A 19,651-nucleotide genomic window follows, 5' to 3' on the forward strand; every position below is an offset into this window, starting at 1 on the left:
GACCAAGCAACGGAAATACTTCGTTCATATAGCATATTTATACAATATAGTCAGAGGGGTGGATTTATCTATATTTTCTTCTTACAATGTGTAAAATCTTATAAATCGTTAAATCGATCACGGGGTAAGCTTGATCTCTGAATGTCGAAGCCACGGCTTTCCGGCCCCAAATCAGTCCAAATCGGCGCCTTTCATGTTGTGCAGACGCATCTGCCTTTGGGCCTCCCGTTTGTCCTGCTCCTCGCGCAAAGCCTGGCGCTTGTCATACTCCTTCTTACCCTTGGCCAAGGCGATCTCCACTTTGACCCTCCCCTCTTTGAAGTAGAGGGACAGGGGGACGATCGTGTAGCCCTTGGCCTGGATCCCACGCTCGAAGCGGGTGATTTGATCGGCGTGCAGAAGGAGCTTGCGTTTACGTTTGGGGGCGTGGTTGGTCCAAGTGCCGTTGAGGTACTCGGGGATGTTCGCCCCTTCCAACCACATCTCATGATGAGGGTCGATGGTCACGAATGCCTGGCTGAGGGAGGCCCGCCCTTCCCTCAGGCTCTTGACCTCCGTCCCACGCAGGACCAGACCGGCCTCCACCCTGTTCTCCAGAGTGTAGTCGTGGCGGGCCCTGCGGTTGAGGGCGATCACTTGCATGTCATCGGACTGTTTTTTAGCCATGGAATCCGCCTCGGGCCCCAGCTGGGAAAGCTGGGGTTAATTGAGAACAATAAAGAACAATAGAGAATGAAGAGTCAGTAGGGAGAAATAATCGGGAGAGATGATCAGTAGTGGACGTATCGGTAGGAGGAAGCGTTGCCCAAGATGCGGGTATGGGCCACGCCCATATAGACGGCCCCGCATTCGGAAACCAGGATCCGGTTCCCGGGCAGGACCTGTTCCACGACGGCGACGTGCCCATAGACCGGGGCCGAGCCGGCCTGACCCGGATAGAAGGAGACGGCGGCGCCCACATGAGGGATGTTGTTCACGTAGTACCCCAAAGCGGCCGCCTTACCGGCCCAATCGGTCCCATTGCCCAGGTAGGAGCCGGCGGGCAGACCCAGCTGGGTACGGCGGATATAGGCGTACCAAGTGCACTGGCTCCAGGGGTAGGCGTTCCCCCAGATGCCGGGGATGCGGCCGGTGGCGTGGCCGTAGCAACTGGTGGCCGTCGCCGGGCAGTTGCCGGGGACGGAATAGTTCATGCCGGAGGCGCCGGCTGAGGAATTGACGGTATTGCTCGGAGTCGCGGGGGCCGGGGCCGATGAGCCGCTGGAATAGGACCGGGATCCCCCGGACGAAGCTCGTGCCGCGTTCGCTCGGGCGGCGGCCGCGGCGGCGGCGCGTTGGCGGGCCAGCTGGGCGTTGTATTGCTGAGCCGCGTAGGCGGCGGCCCGGGCCTGCTCGGCCTTGCGCTGCTCTTCCAGCTTCTTGTTGTAGGCGGTCACCGCCTGCTGGGCCTGGAGCACTGCCACCGCCTCCTGGGAGGCCTTGGTGGTCAGCTCGGATTTGCGGGCGGTCAAAGTGGTCTGCTTCTGCTCGGCCTGGGTGCGCAAGGCGTCCAAAGAGTCGGCCCTCTGCTGGGCGGCGGCGGCCGCGGCCCGGGCGGAGGCAGAAGCGGAATCCGCCTGCCGCTTCAGAACGGCGACCTTGGCCTCGATCGCCTTCAGCCTTTCCTTGCGGTTCATGGAAGAGTTGAGCTCATTGGCGGACGCGTTGGCCTTGTTGGCTTCCACCCGGCCCACAGCGGCGTCGGCCTGCATGTTGCGCACGAAGCTCTTGCCGTTCTTGGACCCGGTGACCACCTGGACGATCTGGCTGGAATCGGAGCTATGGAAGCTTTGCCGGGCGGCTTGGGCCGTGGCCGCCTTGGAATCGTCGTAGTCCAAGCCAGTCTGCTTGATCTTCGCCTCCAAAGTGGCCTTGTCCCCTTGGGCGGCGGTCAGCCTTTGGCCGGTCTCCTGGGCGGTCTCCTGAGCCTTGGCCGCGGCGTCTTGAGCCGAGGCCAGATTGGACTCAGCCGCGGGGATTTGATTGTTGACCAAATCGTTCAGTTGCAGGATGGTCTGCTTGAGGTCGGACTTGACCCCTGCCAACTCCGCGTTCACATGGGCCTGACTGGTCTGGGCCTTGGTCAGGTCCTGATAAGGATCGGCGAGCGCCTTCGGGGCAGGTTCCACCGTGAAGGCGGCCATGGCGCCGGCGATCAAGGCGATGGCTGCCATCGCCCCAACGAACGCGCGGTTCCTGCTGTTCTTCTTGAGCTCCATGCGGATTCACCTCAATCCTGTGTGTCTTTTCCCGTCCCAGACCCATCCTGGACCCGTACCGAATCCTCGATGCGATCCCAACCCGTCTGTTTCCGGTCTCTTTCGATTGTACTGCCTATGAATTTATCCAAGCTGAAATCCACCCAATTCCAACGGAATCTTCGATTTCCCCTGTCGGTCGCCTTCCCCATCGACCTTCACCATACCGTTACATTCTAGACTGCCGGGCTGAAAAAGCAAGGGGAAAGACTGGAATCCGCTCATGATTACGCTTTCAGGTAGCGCCGCAAGGAGACGCTGGAAGCGATGATGGACAAAAGCACAGCCCCCACCACAAGGAAGGGGGAGATGGCCAAGACGGTCTTCAGATCGATCATGGTCATCCAGGTCATGTTCTTCGCCGCCCAATCAGTGATGAAGACTTTCACGATGATCCCCAAAGCCAGGCAGGACAGGAGGGACCCTATCAGAGAGACGAAGACGCCTTCAAGGATGAAAGGCATGCGGATGGTCCAGTTGGAAGCGCCGACCAGGCGCATGATCTCGGTCTGGGTCTTGCGGGAGGCGGCCGAAAGCCTGATGGTGGTCCCGGTCAGGAGGATGGCCACCAGGATCATGATGACCGCCAGGATCACCGTCCCCACCGTCACGTTGTTCATGACGGAGATGATGGGGTCGAAGACCTCGCGCTGGTCCTCCACGCTCTCCACGTACTTCTTGTTGGAGAGGACTTCGGAGACCACCTTGTATTTGCTGGGGTCCTTCAGCCTGAGGTGGAGGGAGTCCTGCATGTCCCCCGCGGTCAGGGTACGGCCATTGTAAACCCCTCCCGGATAACGCTTCAGGAAGGTGTCCCGGTAGAAATCGGCCTTGCTCACGTAGGTGATCTTCGAGACCACCCCTTCCGTGTCGTTCATGATCGAATCCTCGATCTGGACGATCTGGTCCTGGCTGGGTGATTTCCCGCTCGAGCAATTGGCCGATGTGCTGGTGCCGTCCGGGCAAAGCCAGACCACCACCTCCACCTGGGAATACCATTCGCTTTGGGCCCTTTGCACTTGGGCCTGGGTGAGAACGGAGGCCCCGACGAAAAGGAAGGAGATGAAAGTCACCAAAAGCAGGGAGATGACCATGACCCCGTTATGGCGCAGGCTGTTCCATGTCTCCGAAAGAATGAGTCGTAAACGCATGCTCGCTGTCCTTCCTAGTCCTGCTTGCCTTGCTGCTTGTCGTGGGTCTCGGCGGCTTGGTCGGTCTTTTGGACTTCGTGGTCCTCATGATTGTGATTGTCGTGGCCTTCCTGATTATCGCCTTCATGATTGTCTGCGGCTTGGTTGCTGGACTCCTGTATGGAGGCCTGATCCGGCCTCTGCTCCGATTGGCCTTGCCCTTGCTCCGATTGCCGATTCGACTGCTCCGATTGGTCTGAGCACTGATCCGGCTGCTTGGATTGGTCCGGCTTCCGTTCGGATTCCTCCCCCATCAGGCCTTTGCCCCAGGTCAGGGTGTCCTCCACCGATTGGAAAGTCTGGGAGTAGCGGCCGGTGTTGCCGGAATGGACGTTGCGGGCAAGACGACGTAGACCAGCGTCACGGTCTTCCTCGGTTCCATCCAAGTCAGCCCGATCATTCCCCCCGGACTTGGAGAGATCGGCCTTGAAAAGGAAGTCGGGCGTAGAGGTGGAAGCGAGAGAAGCGGCGGAAGCAGACACGGCTGGCGAATCATCGGCACCGGTCGCTTCGAAGTCCTTAGCCCCGGTCTTCCAGGCCGATTTCAGAGCGGACCTTTGAGCCGACTTCTGGGCTGATTTCTGAGCCGTCGAATTCGCCTCCACTTCCTCATCGGGGAAGTAGACCGACGAATCATAGCCGCCCTTCCGCTCATCACGGACGACTGTGCCGTTATGCAGCTCAACCACCCGCTTACGCATGGAGTTGACGATTTCCTCGTTGTGGGTCGCCATGACGATGGTGGTGCCGGTCCGGTTGATGGCGTCCAGGACTTCCATGATCCCCACCGAGGTGGTCGGGTCCAGGTTCCCGGTCGGTTCGTCGGCCAGGATGATCTGCGGATGGTTGACGTAAGCGCGGGCGATGGCCACCCTCTGCACTTCGCCGCCGGACAGCTCGTGGGGCAGACGGTCCTCCTTGCCCTTCAGGCCGACCGCCTCCAGCACCTGAGGCACGAGAGTCCTGATGGTGGATCGTTTGGTGCCGATCACTTCCAAAGCGAAAGCCACGTTCTGGTAGACCGTCTTGTTCTCCAGAAGCTTGTAATCCTGGAAGACGAAGCCGATGGTCCTGCGATACTGGGGCACATGACGGTTCGGCATCCGCCGCAGGTCGTTCCCCGCCACGCGGATGTCTCCTTCCGTCGCTTCCTCCTCCCGCAAAAGCAGGCTGAGCAAGGTGCTCTTGCCCGCGCCGGAAGCGCCGACCAGGAAGACGAACTCGCCCCGGTCGATGCTCAAATCGACCTTGTCCAAAGCCGGGCGCGAAGCATGCGGGTAGATCTTGCTGACGTGGTCCAAAGTAATCAAAGCCATAAAAATTCCTTTACTGAAATTCCTTTGCTGAAAGCCTGACGGCCTTCAGGGGTCTTCCTAGGTCTTTCCCCGACGAACCGGCCCGATGGGACCGACTTGGGGTCAAGACCGTCCGGCCTACCGGGCCTCCTGTTCCTGTCGTGCTTCTTTCCTTTGCTGATGCCGCCAGCGGATGCCGGCGTCGATGAAACCGTCGATGTCCCCGTCGAAAACGGCCTGGGGATCCGAAGTCTCGTAGCCTGTACGCAGATCTTTGACCATCTGATAAGGATGCAGGACGTAAGACCGCATCTGGTCGCCCCAGGAGGCCTTGATGTCTCCGGCCAATTCCTTCTTCTTCGCCGCTTCCTCCTCCTGTTTGAGGACCAGAAGGCGGGATTGGAGGACGGCCATGGCGGCCGCCCGATTCTGGATCTGGCTGCGTTCATCCTGCATAGTGACCACGATACCGGTAGGCAAGTGGGTCAGGCGGACGGCCGAGTAGGTGGTGTTGACCCCCTGCCCGCCGGGGCCGTGGGACATATAGGTGTCCACGCGCACGTCGCTGTCCGGGACGTCGATGTGGTCTGTCGGCTCCACCAAGGGGATCACTTCCACGGCGGCGAAAGAGGTCTGCCGACGGGAATTGTTGTCGAAGGGAGAGATGCGGACCAGGCGGTGGGTCCCTCCCTCCACTGACAGCTTCCCGTAAGCGTAGGGGGCGTCCACACGGAAGGTGGCCGATTTGATGCCGGCCTCTTCAGCGTAGGAAGTGTCGATCACTTGGACCTTGTACTGATGCCTTTCCGCCCAGCGGATATACATGCGCATCAGCATCTGGGCCCAGTCGGCGGCGTCCACCCCGCCCGCGCCGGAACGGATGGTGACCACGGCCGCACGGTTGTCATACTCGCCGTCAAGCAAGGTTTGGATTTCGATGTCGGACAGGTCTTTGGACAGCTTTTTCAGCTCGCTCCAAGCCTCCTGCTTGCTGTCCTCATCCTCTTCCTCCATTCCCAAGGAGTAGAGGGTGTCGATATCGTCAAGGCGCTGACCGGCCTCGGTCAGGCGTTTGTATTCGGCTTGGCTGGCGGACAGGTTCGACGTGACCCTCTGAGCCGTTTCGGGGTCGTCCCACAGCCCTGGGGCGCTGGCCTGTTTTTCCAATTCCGCGATTTTTCCGCGCAAGGAATCCAAGCCCACCGCCTGGGTTATGGTCTCGTATTTGGAACGCGCTTCGCCTAAATCCTGAGTAAAGTCATAGTCTGCCACAAACCTAACCTTAACGCATAAGGGCCAAAAGCAAGGAAATAGGCCATTTTTTAACATCCTCAGCACAAAGGGGAGGATATTTGCACATTTCGCTTACAAATCAACCCAAAAGCACGTAATGGCCGTCCAAAGCAGCTTGATCCAAGGTTGCTTGATTCAACGTTGCTTGAAGGGGCCACTTGGAAGCTGCTTGAAAGCTGCTTGAAAATCACTAATTGCTTAAGGAAGTTACTTAAATGAAGCTACTTGAGGAGGTCCTTTTCATGGGGGCGCTTGGTCAGGATGATCGGGCCCTCATCGGTGATAGCGATGGTGTGTTCGCTGTGAGCCCCACGGGAGCCGTCCACGGATTTGAGGGTCCAGCCGTCCTTGGAATCCTGGTAAAGCTCATCCGTCGTCTGGAAGAACCAAGGCTCGATGGCGATCACCAGCCCCGGGCGCAGGCGATAACCTCGACCGGCCCTGCCATCGTTGGCCACATAAGGCTCTCCATGCATGATATGCCCCACCCCGTGGCCGCCGAACTCCAGGTTGACCGGATATCCATACCCTGCGGCGACTTCCCCGATGGTGGAGGAAATATCGCCCAAGCGGTTCCCCGGAATGGCCATCTTGATGCCTTCGTGCAGGGCCTCCTCCGTGGCTTGGATGAGGCGGAGGTCCTCCGGGCGCTTATCCTGGCCGACCACGAAACTGATGGCGGAATCCCCCACCCATCCGGCGACGTTGATGGCCAGATCCAAGCTGACCAAATCCCCGTCCTTCAGATCATAATCGAAGGGAACCCCATGCAGGACGGCGTCATTGACGGACGTGCAGATGTAGTGGGCGAAAGGACCGGTACCGAAATCGGGAGCGTAATCCACATAGCAGGACTCGGCATCCGGCCGGGCTTCGATCTGTTCCTTGACGTAGTTGTCGATGTCCAGCAGATTCGTGCCGACCGTCGTGGTTTCCTTCAAATGCTCCAGAATCTGACCGACAAAAGCGCCGGCAGCACGCATCTCTTTGATCTCCTGCGGAGTCTTCAACTCGATCATCGGTATTCGCCTATCCGTTTCCTCTGGTTTCTTCCGATTCCTTCGTGATCGGACGGGGCGGCGGCGAGCGAAACTCGACGACGCCTTGCGAAACCAACCTTGGTTTTCGGAAGACCTTGTTCATCCATTGACCTCCACTATAGTAGTCGCCCCCTTCGGCAGACGGAATCGCGTCCTTTTCACTCTTGCTTGCGGGCTCGTGAAGAAGCTCTTCCCAAGCCCCCTCTCATAGCCCTTCCCATGACGCTTCCTGCGGCCCTTCCCATGACGCTTCCCCTAATACTTCTACTTCCTATGGGCCTTCCTATGGTCCTTTCTTGGGATACGGACTTCCGCCAAAAACCGCGGCCCCGTCCGTTCGCCTCTTCTTGCTAGGTTAGGAGCATGGAACAAACACATAATGAAACCAATGCCGAATTGCAAGGCATCCTTGATAACCTCTCCTCCACCGTCAAGCCCCAGGATGATTTCTTCCGTTACGTGAACGGACCCTGGCTCGACACGTATCAGCTCCCCGAAGACCGGCCCCGCTTCGGCTCCTTCGACCAGCTGATTGAGGATTCCGAAGAGCACGTCCATGACATTTTGGACAACTCCCCTGAAACCGCACCCAAGTCCGCTGGTCTCTACCACGCTTACTTGGATAAGCAGGCGCGCGAGGCGGCCGGCATCACGCCCATCCGCGCCCAGCTGGACGCCCTTGAGGCGGCCTCGAACAAGGAGGAGCTGACCCGCGTTTTGGGCAAGCTGAACGTCTCCGACGGCCCCCTGCCCTTTGAATTCTTCGTGGACGCCGACCCCAAGGACCCGGAAACCAACGCTTTGGTGATGGAACAAGGCGGCCTGGGCCTGCCCAACGAATCCTACTACCGTGAGGATAACTTCGCCTCCGTGCGGGCCGCTTACCCGGTCATGCTGGGCAAGTTCTTCGCCCTCTCCGGCGATGCTTCCGATGAGGAGGAAGGAAGGAAACTGGGCCAGCGCGTGCTCGACTTGGAGACCAAGATCGCCGCCCATCACTGGGACAACGTGCGCACCCGCGACGTGAACGCCACCTACAACAAGCTCGGCCTGGCAGAGGTCGAAAAGGCCTTGACCAACTTCAACCTGTCCGCTTGGCTTGACGCTTGGCAGCAGGAGTTCGACTCCTCTTCCGTCGCCTCCGCCTTCCATGTGGACATCCACAAGGCCTTCGATGGCGCCATCGTCAGCGAGCCTAGCTTCTTGGAGGGCTTTGATCAGGTCTGGCAAGAGGCCTCCTTGGAAGACCTCAAGCTGATCTTCAAGGCCCACCTGCTCATCCACTGGTCCGCCTATCTGACCGAGGAACTGGATCAGATCCATTTCGACTTCTACGGCACCACCCTGTTCGGGACCAGCAAGCAACGCGAGCCTTGGCGTCGCGCCATCCGTCTGATCGACGGGATCTGCGGCGAAGAAATCGGCAAGGAATACGCGAAGCGCTACTTCCCCGCTTCCAGCAAAGAGCGGATGGAGAAGTTGGTGGCCGACCTGATTTCCGCCTACCGCGTATCCATCTCTGGCAGCACCTGGCTGGGTGAGGAAACTAAGAAGAAGGCTTTGGACAAGTTGGACCTGTTCACCCCGATGATCGGATATACCGAGCGTTGGCGCGACTATTCGGCCTTGGACCTCCAGGACTCCTATTCCCTTATGGAGAACATGTTCAACGCGGCCCAATGGTCCAATGGCTACAACCTGAGCCGCGTCGGCCAGCCCGTCGACAAGGGCGAGTGGCTGATGAACCCGCAGACGGTCAACGCTTACTACAATCCGACCACGAATGTGATCGTTTTCCCGGCCGCCATTCTGCAGCCTCCTTTCTTCAACCCAGATGCCGACGACGCGACGAACTACGGCGCTATCGGCGCCGTGATCGGTCACGAGATCGGCCACGGTTTCGATGACCAAGGCAGCGAGTTCGATGGCCATGGCAAGCTGACCAGCTGGTGGACGGAGCAGGATCATGAGAATTTCAAGACCCGCACCGCCGACCTCATCGACGAATACAACCATTTCACCCCCTTGGTCGTCGCTCGTAAGTACGAGGAGGAAGGCAAGGCCGACGGCATGCCTCACGTCAATGGAGGCTTCACCACCGGCGAGAACATCGGTGACCTGAGCGGCGTCAACATCTCCCTCAAGGCCCTGGCCATCTCCGCTGGAGCTCAGAATGACTCCCGCGAAGAAATGGACAAGGCCTTTGAGAAGTTGGGCGTGATCTCCGGAAAGAGCGCATTGGAACGCTACTTCCTTTCTTACGCTCATATCTGGCGCGAGAAGACCACGGAAGGTTATGCGGAGCAGATGCTGCAGATTGATCCCCACTCCCCCGCCGAATTCCGCGTGAACGGCATCGTGGCCAACGTCGATCGTTTCTATGAGACTTTCAACGTTCAACCCAGCGATGCCCTTTACATCGAGCCCGACAAGCGCGTTCGCATCTGGTGACCACAGGACGAGCGTAGGTCTTTGAGTCCGCTTTGGTGAGTTAGACCCTCCTGACGGATGTGACCAGCGTCCTGGCCCTAGGGTGGGAAGCCGACCGGGCTTCCCACCCTTTGCCATTCTCAGGAAAGAGAAGAGTGAAAGGTCGAAGGACTGAAGACCAAAAGGCTGAAGGGCTGACGTATTGACGGGTTGGCGGCTTAAAGGACTGAAGGACTGAGGTTTTGAAGAACCGGCGGAAACCCAAAGGACCCGAATAAGTCCAGTGGGATTAGGCGTCTACGCCTCTTGCCCCACAAGCTCCTGTTGGAAAGCGGGCTGACCCGAAGGCTCAGGGTCCCGCTCGAAGGAACCGAATTCATCGGCTCCCGGCGCGGTCCCCTGGTTCAAGCCTCCCGACTCGTCCGGGAGGGCCTTCCCCTCAGCCCCTCCCGGCTTGTGGACCACGGACTCTTCGGCAGAATCCTGCTGGGAAGGTTTCATACGGATGAAGGCGGAACGTCCCAGAGCCAAATCATGTCCAATGCCGGTTGCATCGATGATGGTCATGGAATGGTTCCTCCCATCTTTTTGCCATTGATCCGTCGTGACGTTCCCGACCACGATGACGGGATCGCCCACATGCACCGAGGTGAGAACATTCGTCGCCAACTCCCGGTAACAGCGCACATCCAGCCAAGTTGTGGAAGCCTCCTGCCACTGTTGGGCCCGTCGATTCCAATAATTCCTGGTCGCCGCGATCCGGAAGCGGCACACGGGGATCGACTGGTCATGACTGATCCTCTTGGGCTCCTGCCCCACATAACCGATAACGGTGACCATCGCCTGCTGACTCATCATTCCTCCTTAATCCGGCGGCATGTCCGCGGAAGGATTCTGCGGACAGCTAATTGAGTCTTCTCCGGACAACGTCATCCGGATACGTCTCCACTATGCGCCAGACGAGGCCGGGATGCCAACAGGAAAGACCAATGTGGTCAAATGTGCCATTTTTCGGCTCTTCTCCACATCTGCCTTCCCTCATGGGGATAAGTGATGTGGATAAGGGGCGAAATCAAAGAAAACGAAAAGACCGAAACGAAAGGATAGAAGAGAAAAGCAGAGAAAAGAGGAAGAGAACAGAAGAGAGAAAACAAGCCTACCTGCCCTGGCCCGGAAAAATCCAGACAAGCACAGGTAGGCCTTGGTTCAAGCAGGTCCTGCAAACGGGACAACAGGTCCTATGAATGAAACAGCAGATCCTACAAGCGGAACAGTAGGTCCTGAACGGCTTGAGCGGCCTGATCCAGCGGGACCACATCCTTTTCGCCCGTGGCCCGGTTGCGGATTTCCACCGTGCCGTCGCTCAAGGTATCCCGGCCGACGACCACGATCATAGGCAGGCCTAGAAGCTCGGAATCCTTGAATTTCACACCAGGAGACATCTTCGCACGGTCATCGTAGAGGACTTCCACATCGGCCTTCTCCAAGTCACCCAGCAAGGACTCAGCCAAATCGTAAGCCTTCTGGTCCTTGCCGGTGGCAATCAGGTGGACCTGAGCCGGAGCTACGGACAAAGGCCAAATCAGCCCCTTATCATCATGATGGGCTTCGGCGATGCAGGACATGACGCGGGAGACCCCGATGCCGTAACACCCCATCCACACAGGGACGGCCTTACCGTTCTGATTCAGCACATTGAGCCCCATGGCCTTGGAATACTTCAGCCCCAGCTGGAAGACCTGGCCGATCTCCACTCCGCGCTCGAAGCTCAAAGGGCCGGAACCGTCAGGGCTCATATCGCCGTGGCGCACCTGCACGGCTTCCACCCTGCCATCAGCCTTGAAATCGCGCCCATAGACGAAATCGCGCACATGTTTGCCAGCATGGTCGGCGCCGGTCACCCAGGCGCTGCCTTCCACCACATGAGGATCCAGCAGGTAGGTCAAAGCCTTCTTGTTGCCGACCTGGCGGCCCTGAGGCCCCACGACGCCCGGCCCCATGTAACCTTTGACCAGTTCGGGATGCTTGGCCAAGTCCTCTTCGGTGGCTTCCTCGATCTCAGCCGGGGAGAAGCTGGCTTCCAAACGCTTCATATCCACTTCGCGATCGCCGGGAACGCCCACAATCACCAGCTCCCGCTGACCGTCAGGATGCTTAACGGCGATGACCAGGTTTTTCAGCACATCGCTGGCGGCCCAGGCGCGGCCATCCTCGCGAGGCGAGCTGGCGTTCAGCTGAGAGACCAAAGAGTCAATGGTGGGAGAATCAGGGGTGTCCACCACGGTGGCCGCAGGGGTCTGGGAATAATCGACCGGATCCATGGCGGGAGTGGTCAAAGCCTCCACGTTCCATGCCTTGCCGGAAGGAGCCAAAGCGAAAGTATCCTCCCCGATGGGCAAAGGAGCCAGGAATTCCTCGGACTCGGAGCCGCCCATAGGTCCTGAGACGGCGTGGACGATCACATAATCGACAGCCAGGCGGTGGAAAATCCGCTCGTAGGCCGCCCTCTCAGCCAGGTAGGATTTCTTCAGGCCTTCCTCATCGATATCGAAGGAGTAGGCGTCCTTCATGACGAACTGACGGCCGCGAATCATGCCGGCTCGAGGCCGGAATTCATCGCGATACTTGCCTTGGATCTGGTAGAGGGTGACGGGCAAGTCCTTATAAGAGGTATACATATCCTTGACCATGAGGGTGAACATCTCCTCATGGGTGGGGGCCAGCAGATAATCGGCCCCGTGGCGGTCTTTGAAGCGGAAGATGTTGTCCCCGTATTCCTCCCAGCGATTGGACATCTGGTAAGGCTCCCGGGGCATCATAGCGGGGAAATGCACTTCCTGGGCCCCCAGGGCGTTGATCTCCTCACGGATGATGGCCTCGATCTTGTTGAGGACTTTCAGACCCAAAGGCAGCCAGGAATAAAGGCCGGGGCCGATTTTGCGAATATAGCCGGCACGGATGAGCAACTTGGCGGAATCCACATCAGCGTCGGCCGGGTCGTCGCGCAAAGTGCGCAGGAACAAGGTAGACATACGTAGTGCTTGAGAACTCATAACCCCACACATTACAGGCGTTTATCGACGAGGGAGGAAGCCGACGGAAGCGGGTGTGAGTGAGAGGAAGTTAGGGAGATATCGGGCGGGAGTGAAGAAGGAAGCCGGAAGAAGCGGGCGGGACGAATCAGAAAAGCTGCCCTTGGCCGAATTCGTCCGAGACCGACTCCGAATCCAAATCCGAATCCGCCCCCTGTCCTGCCAACCTTCCCGAAGATCGGCCGCCCTTACCGACCTGAGCCTGCTTTTCGCCTTGAATCCGGAAGGAGGCCGCCCCTTCCTTCTCCAAGATGGCCGCCGCGGCTTCGGAGGCCCGCCGCAAATCGGAATCCCCCATGATCGCCTGCTGGGAGATGAGGAAGGCCCGGTTGCTGATCCCCGTCAGATAAAGGCCTTCCAGATTCTCCACCCGGGACAGGGCCACATACCCCATCCCTGGAGCGAAAGTCCGACGCAGGTCCATGACCGCCCGGTCCAAGGTCATCCCCTGGGACTTGTGGATGGTAATCCCCCAAGCCAGACGCAGGGGGACCTGGTTGACCGAAGCCAGAACCATCTCCCCGTCCAGGGTCTCCCAAGCGGCCGGAGCCATGGTGACCAAGTGGCCATTATCGAACTTCACCTGGGGGTATCCCCCTTTCCTCCCGGGCAGGAAGCCGGCCACCGTCCCCAAAGACCCGTTGACGTACTGGCGCTCCGGATCGTTGCGCAAGGCCATGACCGTCGCCCCGACTTTGAGGACCAGCCTCTGCGGAGCCAGCATGTTCTTCTTGAGCCTGTCCACCAGCGGGGCGGCCCCGGCCTCGGTCGCCAGGAAAACATGCTCTTCCTGGTTGATTTGTGCCAGCTTGGCCATGTTGAGCGTATCGGCCGTCTTGTTCATCGGGAAGAGGTGGACGGTCGCCTCCCCCTCTTTCGGCAGAAGGCCCACCCGAGTCGTCAACAGGTCGCAATCATCCTGGCTGACCTGGCCGGAGCGGATATTCGAAAGAACGGTCAAGAGCTGGCTATCGTCCTGACGATGCTGCTCGGTCAGGTAGCAGACGACCGGATCTAGGACCTCCCAACAGAGGGCTTCGGTCACATAGCCTTCCGGGTCCTTGCCCAAGGCCGCATAGCGCTGGCGCGAATTCGTGTAAGCCAGGCCCGCATTCACCAGATCCGCATTGGTCCGGGCTTTGCTGACCGGCGGCAGCTGATAAAGGTCTCCGGACATGACCACCTGGATGCCGCCGAAAGGCTGGTCGGACCGTTTGATCGCCCGGCAGACTTCGTCCACCATGTCCAGCAGCCAAGCATGAATCATGGAGACTTCGTCGATGACCAGGACGTCCGTGGCCTTGATGGCCTTGCGCCGCCGGGTTTTGATGCGTTTCAGGACATCCGGGGTGAGGACCGTGTCCAAGCCGACTCCCGACCAGGCGTGGATGGTCTGGCCGTTGATGTGGGTGGCGGCGATGCCGGTGGAAGCGGTCATGGCCACGGTGAGCCCTTGGGCCCGGGCCTGGTCGACGAATTCGTTGAGGACGTAGGTCTTGCCTGACCCCGGGGCCCCAGTCAGGAAAACCGGCACCCCGCTGGAAAGGATGGCGAGCGCTTGTGACTGTTTCACTTTTCGGCGATGACCTTTCTCTGGATCAGCGGCCCCGAGGCCGGGGATTCGAATCAATGACTTCGAAGCCGAGATCCCGAATCAATGGCTCCAAATCAATGGCTCCAAATCAGTAATCTCGCTTTTCGGCGGAGGCCTGATCGGTCAAAGGATCCCCTGCCTGCTCGTATGCCCGCAGAAGGCTGGTCTCTTCCACCTGCCGGCAAGCGGCCTGGGCCTGGTCGGCGTCCAACCCCGGCTCAGGCAGGAACATGGCCGAACGGTAATACCGCAGTTCGTCGATGGATTCGATGATATCGGCCAAGGCGCGGTGACCTCCGTGTTTGACCGGGCGCTGAGAATATACGTCCGGATACCAACGGCGGGAGAGCTCCTTAAGGGTGCTCACGTCGATGGTCCGGTAATGCAGAAGCCCCATGAGATCGGGCATGAACCGGTCTAGGAACTTCTTGTCCGATCCGATGGTATTGCCGGCCAGGTGGGCCTTGCCCTGGCCATCTTCGGGCAAGAAAGGCTTGACATAATCGATCACGCGGGCTTCGGCCTCAGCCAAGGACAGACCCTGCTCCCATTCCTTGATCAGGCCGGAGGAAGCATGCATCCGCCTGACGAAATCGCCCATATGATTCACGGCCGCCTGGGAAGGCTTGATCACAAGGTCGATCCCCTGGTCCAGGACTTTCAGATTGAAATCGGTGGGGACAACGGAGACTTCGCACAGCTCGTCGTGCTCGATGTCAAGCCCCGTCATCTCGCAATCGATCCAAATCAGCAGGGACTTGGCCGGATCGAAAATCTGATTGTCCGAATGCGCCGTATGGTTATCCGCAACGACCATCTCATACCTACCTTTGGCTTGTTTGCCTGTGAACATTTCATTATGGCACAGGGTATGCTCCGCGGGGAGAGATTCTGGCCAGACGGGCCGATAGAGTGAGAATATCCTCGTTCATCGATGACAGGCATGGATCATGACAATGGACTTGCAGTGATTTGCAATCGTTTACAATCGTTTACAATCGTTTGCAATAGTTTGCACTGACTCGTAACGATTCACAATGATTCGCGACGATTGCAATGCCTTGCAACGATTTGCAACGGATTGTAACAACCGGCAGCAGCTCGCGACGAAGCAGACCCGGACCTAGCGCCGATGAGCGGGCAGGAAAAAAGATCTTCAACGGAGGAAGACCATGACAGACGATACGTCCCCCACGACCGCCAACAGCGCGATGAAAGCCGACAGCCCAACCATCATCGACGATTCGAACCCCGACAACTGGTGGAAGCAGGCCGTCATCTACCAAATCTATCCCCGATCCTTTGCGGACGAAAACGGCGATGGACTGGGGGACCTGGCCGGCATCACCAAGCATATGGATTATCTGGAGAAGCTGGGGGTCGACGCCCTCTGGCTCTCCCCTTTCTACCCTTCGCAGCTGGCCGATGGCGGTTATGATGTGGACGATTACCGGACGGTCGATCCCCGGCTGGGAACCATGGACGATTTCGACTCCATGGTGGAGGCCGCCCACAGCCGGGGGCTCAAGATCATGGTGGACATAGTTCCCAACCATTCCTCCAACCATCACCCTTGGTTTCAGGCGGCCTTGGCGGCCGGCCCCGGCTCCCCTGAGCGGGACCGTTACATCTTCCGGGATGGGCGGGGCGAAAACGGCGAGCTGCCTCCGACCAAGTGGTCCTCCACCTTCGGCGGGCCAGCCTGGACCCGGGTGGCGGATGGCCAATGGTACCTGCACTTGTTCACCAAAGAGCAGCCCGATTGGAATTGGGACAACCCTGACGTGCATCAGGACTTCCTGAAAACCATCCGCTTCTGGTGCGACCATGGGGCTGACGGTTTCCGGGTCGATGTGGCCCACGGCCTGGCCAAGGACCTGGACCGGCCGAATCTCGACGATTACAGCGTGATTCCGTCCAGTCTGCCTTCCGATGGCTCCTACTCGCTTTATGACCGCAACGAAGTACACCAGATTTACCGCGAGTGACGCAAGGTCTTCAATCAGTACAGCCCCCGCCGCTTCTCCGTGGCGGAGGCTTGGGTCAATCCCGACCGACAGTATCTTTATGCCTCCGAAGACGAGCTGGGGCAGGTCTTCAACTTCGAGTTCGCCAAGATGGACTGGTCCCGCGACCAGTTCGAAACTGCCATCAGGGAAGGGGTCGCTATGTCCGAAAGGGCGAAATCGCCGGCGACCTGGGTCCTGAGCAACCACGACATGCCGCGACACGCCACGCGTTTCGCCCTTCCCCAGGTCCCCACCCGCAATTACCACCAGTTCGCCAATGACTGGATCCTGCGCAACGGGGAATCCTATCAAGAGGACCGGCCCCTGGGAACCAAACGGGTCAAGGCCGCCCTCCTCATGGAGATGGCCTTGCCTGGATCCGCCTACGTCTATCAAGGCGAAGAGCTGGGCCTCTTCGAAGTGGCCGACATTCCCTGGAATCGGCTGGAAGATCCGGTCGCCTTCAACACCAGCGGAAGCGGATTGGCCAAAGGCCGCGATGGCTGCCGGGTCCCCCTCCCCTGGGATTCGACGGGTTCGGACGGCTCTTTCGGCTTTTCCCTTCGCCGCCCTTCGGATAGCGAAAAGGTCGAGCCTCACCTGCCCCAGCCCGCCTGGTTCAAGGATTTCAGCGTCAACGAAGAGGAAGGCGACCCTTCGTCCATGCTGGCCTTCTACCGACAGGCCTTGGCTCTGCGCCATCGTTTGCAGTGCCCCGACATCTCCTTGGAATGGCTGGATATCAACGGCAGCGATAACCTGCCCGATGGGGCCAACGGCCTTACCGGAGGAATCATCGCCTACAAGCGGTCGAACGGGTGGGCTTGCATCACCAATTTCGGGGCACAGCCCATCAACTTGCCGGCTGGCCAGGTCCTTCTGCCTTCTGGCCCTTTGGATTCCGAAGGCCGTCTCCCTCAAGATACGTCCGCCTGGATAAGGCTGGGCTAAAAGCAGCTGGGCCGAAAGCGACTGCTCGACATCCAACCGCCCCCGCCAGTTCAACCGCTCAGCAAACCAATCACTCTCCGCAACAGACCTTCCAGTAGACTGGGATCGACGATTACCATCGGACCAACCGAATCGACCGGGGTGACCGGACTAACCGGACTAACTGGATCAACCAAAAACCATAAAACAAAATCAGAAAACCGAATCAAACGAAAGGAATTCGTATGAAAGCCACCATCCACACCTCCATGGGCGATATCGCCGTGGAGCTCTTCGAGGCAGACGCGCCCCAGACCGTCGCCAACTTCGTCGGCCTAGCCAACGGTTCCAAAGAATGGACCGACCCACTCGATGGCATGAAGCGCACCGATCCCCTTTACAACGGGACCACCTTCCACCGGGTCATCAAGAACTTCATGATCCAAGGCGGCGACCCTCTGGGAAATGGCACCGGCGGCCCCGGCTACTCCTTCAACGACGAGATCAACCAGCACAAGTTCGACCAGCCTTACATGCTGGCCATGGCCAACGCCGGTCTGCGCCGCGACTCCGATGGCAAGGTGCACGGGACCAACGGGTCACAGTTCTTCATCACCACCGTCCCCACCCCATGGCTGGACGGGCACCACACCATCTTTGGCCAGGTGACCGACGCCGCTTCCCAGAAGGTTGTGACCGAAATCGACGCCGTTGCGACCGGTCGAGGCGACCAGCCTCTCGAGCCCGTCTTCATCGAGAGCATCGAAGTCGCTGAGTAAAAACAAAAGTGGCACTAAACGAAAGTCAAAAATCGAAAACGGCGGAAAATAATCATTTTGGTTTTATTACCTTCGTTCAGTGCCACTTCTATATGTTCAATATAAATGTTTACTCGTGGAAGCCGGTGTAATTCGGGGCTTCCTTGGTCATGACGATGTCGTGCGGGTGGGATTCGCGCAAGCCTGAAGCGGTGATGCGGATGAAACGCCCCTTGGCCTGGAGCTCCGGAATGGTGCGGGCTCCTGTGTAGAACATGGTCTGGTGCAGACCGCCCAAGAGCTCATAGAGCACATAGTTGAGCGGGCCAACGTATGGCACTTCGCCCTCCACGCCCTCGGGAACCACCTTGTCGTCGGAAGTGACGTCGGCCTGGAAGTAGCGGTCCTTGGAATAGCTCTTCTTGCCGCGGGGGGCCATGGCGCCCAAAGAGCCCATGCCACGGTAGACCTTGTAACGCTTGCCTTGAAGGATGACCATCTCGCCGGGCGCCTCTTCGGTACCCGCCAGGAGACCACCCAGCATGACGGTTTCGGCTCCGGCCACCAGGGCTTTGGCGATGTCGCCAGAGTAGTGGATGCCACCGTCGGCGACCAGAGGAACGTTGGCTGCCTTGCAGGCCTGAGCGGCATCGTAGACGGCGGTCAGCTGAGGAACGCCGACGCCGGCGACCACACGGGTGGTGCAGATGGAGCCGGGGCCAACGCCCACCTTGACGCCATCCACGCCCGCGTCGATCAAGGCCTGGGCGCCTTCGCGAGTGGCCACGTTACCGCCGATGATGTCAACGCCTTTGAAAGCGGAATCGGACTTGAGCCGCTGGATCATCTCCAGCATGAGCTTGGCATGACCGTGGGCGGTGTCCACGACCAACACGTCCACGCCAGCTTCCATCAAAGCGGTGCAACGCTCCCAGGCGTCCCCGAAGAAGCCCACGGCCGCGGCCACGCGCAGGCGGCCCTGGTCGTCTTTGGTGGCGTTGGGATATTGCTCGGTCTTGACGAAATCCTTGACGGTGATCAGGCCGGCCAAACGCCCGTCTTTGTCGAGCAAAGGCAGCTTCTCGATCTTGTTCTGGGCCAGCAGTCGGTGGGCGTCATCCTTGGAGATGTCGGCCGGGCCGGTAATCAGGTTTTCCTTGGTCATCACGTCGGATACGCGCAGGCGGTCGTAGTCCTCGGGATCGATGAAACGCATGTCGCGGTTGGTGATGATTCCCAGCAGGCGACGGTCGGCGTCGATGACGGGCAGACCGGACACATGATAGGTGCCGCAGAGCTTGTCCAGCTCGGCCAGGGTGGCGTCGGGCCCGATGGTCAGGGGGTCGGTGATCATGCCAGACTCGCTGCGCTTGACCAGATCCACCTGGTTGGCCTGGTCCTCGATGCTCAAATTGCGGTGAAGAACGCCGATGCCGCCGTTGCGGGCCATGGCGATGGCCATGTCGGACTCGGTGACCGTATCCATGGCGGCGGACAGGACCGGCGCCTTCATGGTGATGTTCCTGGTCAGACGGCTGGTGGTGTCCACTTCGGACGGAATCACATCGGACTCGTTGGGTAGCAAAAGCACGTCGTCATAGGCCAAGCCAAGCTTTTGGAAGGGGGATGGAAGAGGGGAATATGGTTCTGTGTTCAAAGCGTTTTCTATTGCCATACGCTCACTGTAGAGACCCGGTTTGACGAACGCTTCCGCCCCTTGCGG

Annotated in this window: 13 protein-coding genes and 1 pseudogene; 3 read left to right on the forward strand and 11 right to left on the reverse strand. The window is 59.1% G+C overall.

Features of this window, described 5'->3' with window-relative positions; all coding sequences use genetic code 11:
• Nucleotides 1-171 precede the first annotated feature (171 nt).
• The 6 genes from smpB to map form a co-directional block, all read right to left on the reverse strand.
• Entirely contained in the window at nucleotides 172-666 is a 495-nt protein-coding gene (gene smpB, locus PSDT_RS05390; RefSeq protein ID WP_006290288.1) for an SsrA-binding protein SmpB, read from the reverse strand.
• A gap of 104 nt (nucleotides 667-770) precedes the next feature.
• On the reverse strand, nucleotides 771-2,258 hold the full coding sequence (locus tag PSDT_RS05395; RefSeq protein WP_006290287.1) for a CHAP domain-containing protein: 1,488 nt from the start codon (nucleotides 2,256-2,258) through the stop codon (nucleotides 771-773).
• 266 nt (nucleotides 2,259-2,524) lie between these two features.
• Nucleotides 2,525-3,448 carry a permease-like cell division protein FtsX gene (ftsX, locus tag PSDT_RS05400; RefSeq protein ID WP_006288949.1) on the reverse strand — a complete coding sequence of 308 codons (924 nt, stop codon included), beginning with the start codon at nucleotides 3,446-3,448 and terminating at the stop codon, nucleotides 2,525-2,527.
• A gap of 14 nt (nucleotides 3,449-3,462) precedes the next feature.
• Nucleotides 3,463-4,803, reverse strand: a complete 1,341-nt coding sequence (gene ftsE, locus PSDT_RS05405) for a cell division ATP-binding protein FtsE (RefSeq protein ID WP_006288948.1) — start codon at nucleotides 4,801-4,803, stop codon at nucleotides 3,463-3,465.
• Between the two features lie 117 nt (nucleotides 4,804-4,920).
• Nucleotides 4,921-6,054, reverse strand: a complete 1,134-nt coding sequence (gene prfB, locus PSDT_RS05410; protein ID WP_006288947.1) for a peptide chain release factor 2 — start codon at nucleotides 6,052-6,054, stop codon at nucleotides 4,921-4,923.
• 242 nt (nucleotides 6,055-6,296) lie between these two features.
• Entirely contained in the window at nucleotides 6,297-7,094 is a 798-nt protein-coding gene (map, locus tag PSDT_RS05415) for a type I methionyl aminopeptidase (protein ID WP_006288946.1), read from the reverse strand.
• 384 nt (nucleotides 7,095-7,478) lie between these two features.
• Here map and PSDT_RS05420 point away from each other — a divergent pair, with 384 nt between their 5' ends.
• On the forward strand, nucleotides 7,479-9,566 hold the full coding sequence (locus PSDT_RS05420) for a M13 family metallopeptidase (protein ID WP_006288945.1): 2,088 nt from the start codon (nucleotides 7,479-7,481) through the stop codon (nucleotides 9,564-9,566).
• 276 nt (nucleotides 9,567-9,842) lie between these two features.
• Here the strand turns inward: PSDT_RS05420 and PSDT_RS05425 are convergent, their stop codons facing one another.
• The 4 genes from PSDT_RS05425 to orn all read right to left on the reverse strand — a co-directional run bounded on the left by PSDT_RS05425 (nucleotide 9,843) and on the right by orn (nucleotide 15,048).
• Nucleotides 9,843-10,400, reverse strand: coding sequence for a single-stranded DNA-binding protein (locus tag PSDT_RS05425; protein WP_223293548.1), 558 nt, complete (start codon nucleotides 10,398-10,400; stop codon nucleotides 9,843-9,845).
• 404 nt (nucleotides 10,401-10,804) lie between these two features.
• Nucleotides 10,805-12,598, reverse strand: coding sequence for a proline--tRNA ligase (locus tag PSDT_RS05435; protein ID WP_171820999.1), 1,794 nt, complete (start codon nucleotides 12,596-12,598; stop codon nucleotides 10,805-10,807).
• 127 nt (nucleotides 12,599-12,725) lie between these two features.
• Nucleotides 12,726-14,210 (reverse strand): ATP-dependent DNA helicase, encoded by a 1,485-nt coding sequence (locus PSDT_RS05440; protein WP_006288942.1) that lies wholly within the window; start codon nucleotides 14,208-14,210, stop codon nucleotides 12,726-12,728.
• 109 nt (nucleotides 14,211-14,319) lie between these two features.
• A complete protein-coding gene (gene orn / locus PSDT_RS05445) occupies nucleotides 14,320-15,048 on the reverse strand; it encodes an oligoribonuclease (protein WP_006288941.1) in 729 nt (242 codons plus the stop codon).
• Between the two features lie 394 nt (nucleotides 15,049-15,442).
• Between orn and PSDT_RS05450 the strand changes: the two are divergent.
• A pseudogene (locus PSDT_RS05450) lies at nucleotides 15,443-17,191 on the forward strand (glycoside hydrolase family 13 protein).
• A gap of 224 nt (nucleotides 17,192-17,415) precedes the next feature.
• Nucleotides 17,416-17,949: a peptidylprolyl isomerase gene (locus PSDT_RS05455; protein ID WP_006288940.1), complete on the forward strand. Its 534-nt coding sequence runs from the start codon at nucleotides 17,416-17,418 to the stop codon at nucleotides 17,947-17,949.
• 109 nt (nucleotides 17,950-18,058) lie between these two features.
• Here the strand turns inward: PSDT_RS05455 and guaB are convergent, their stop codons facing one another.
• Nucleotides 18,059-19,603: an IMP dehydrogenase gene (gene guaB, locus PSDT_RS05460; RefSeq protein ID WP_006288939.1), complete on the reverse strand. Its 1,545-nt coding sequence runs from the start codon at nucleotides 19,601-19,603 to the stop codon at nucleotides 18,059-18,061.
• Between the last annotated feature and the right edge of the window lie 48 nt (nucleotides 19,604-19,651).

The sequence above is a fragment of the Parascardovia denticolens DSM 10105 = JCM 12538 genome (genome assembly GCF_001042675.1).
Taxonomy (GTDB): Bacteria; Actinomycetota; Actinomycetes; order Actinomycetales; family Bifidobacteriaceae; genus Scardovia; species Scardovia denticolens.

What these genes read in the sequence shown, in the direction of transcription:
- ftsE (WP_006288948.1), bottom strand. Translation starts at nt 4,803, where the DNA reads ATGGCTTTGATTACTTTGGACCACGTCAGCAAGATCTACCCGCATGCT.
- PSDT_RS05425 (WP_223293548.1), bottom strand. Translation starts at nt 10,400, where the DNA reads ATGAGTCAGCAGGCGATGGTCACCGTTATCGGTTATGTGGGGCAGGAG.
- PSDT_RS05420 (WP_006288945.1), top strand. Translation starts at nt 7,479, where the DNA reads ATGGAACAAACACATAATGAAACCAATGCCGAATTGCAAGGCATCCTT.
- ftsX (WP_006288949.1), bottom strand. Translation starts at nt 3,448, where the DNA reads ATGCGTTTACGACTCATTCTTTCGGAGACATGGAACAGCCTGCGCCAT.
- smpB (WP_006290288.1), bottom strand. Translation starts at nt 666, where the DNA reads ATGGCTAAAAAACAGTCCGATGACATGCAAGTGATCGCCCTCAACCGC.
- PSDT_RS05455 (WP_006288940.1), top strand. Translation starts at nt 17,416, where the DNA reads ATGAAAGCCACCATCCACACCTCCATGGGCGATATCGCCGTGGAGCTC.
- PSDT_RS05435 (WP_171820999.1), bottom strand. Translation starts at nt 12,598, where the DNA reads ATGAGTTCTCAAGCACTACGTATGTCTACCTTGTTCCTGCGCACTTTG.
- orn (WP_006288941.1), bottom strand. Translation starts at nt 15,048, where the DNA reads ATGGTCGTTGCGGATAACCATACGGCGCATTCGGACAATCAGATTTTC.
- PSDT_RS05395 (WP_006290287.1), bottom strand. Translation starts at nt 2,258, where the DNA reads ATGGAGCTCAAGAAGAACAGCAGGAACCGCGCGTTCGTTGGGGCGATG.
- map (WP_006288946.1), bottom strand. Translation starts at nt 7,094, where the DNA reads ATGATCGAGTTGAAGACTCCGCAGGAGATCAAAGAGATGCGTGCTGCC.
- guaB (WP_006288939.1), bottom strand. Translation starts at nt 19,603, where the DNA reads ATGGCAATAGAAAACGCTTTGAACACAGAACCATATTCCCCTCTTCCA.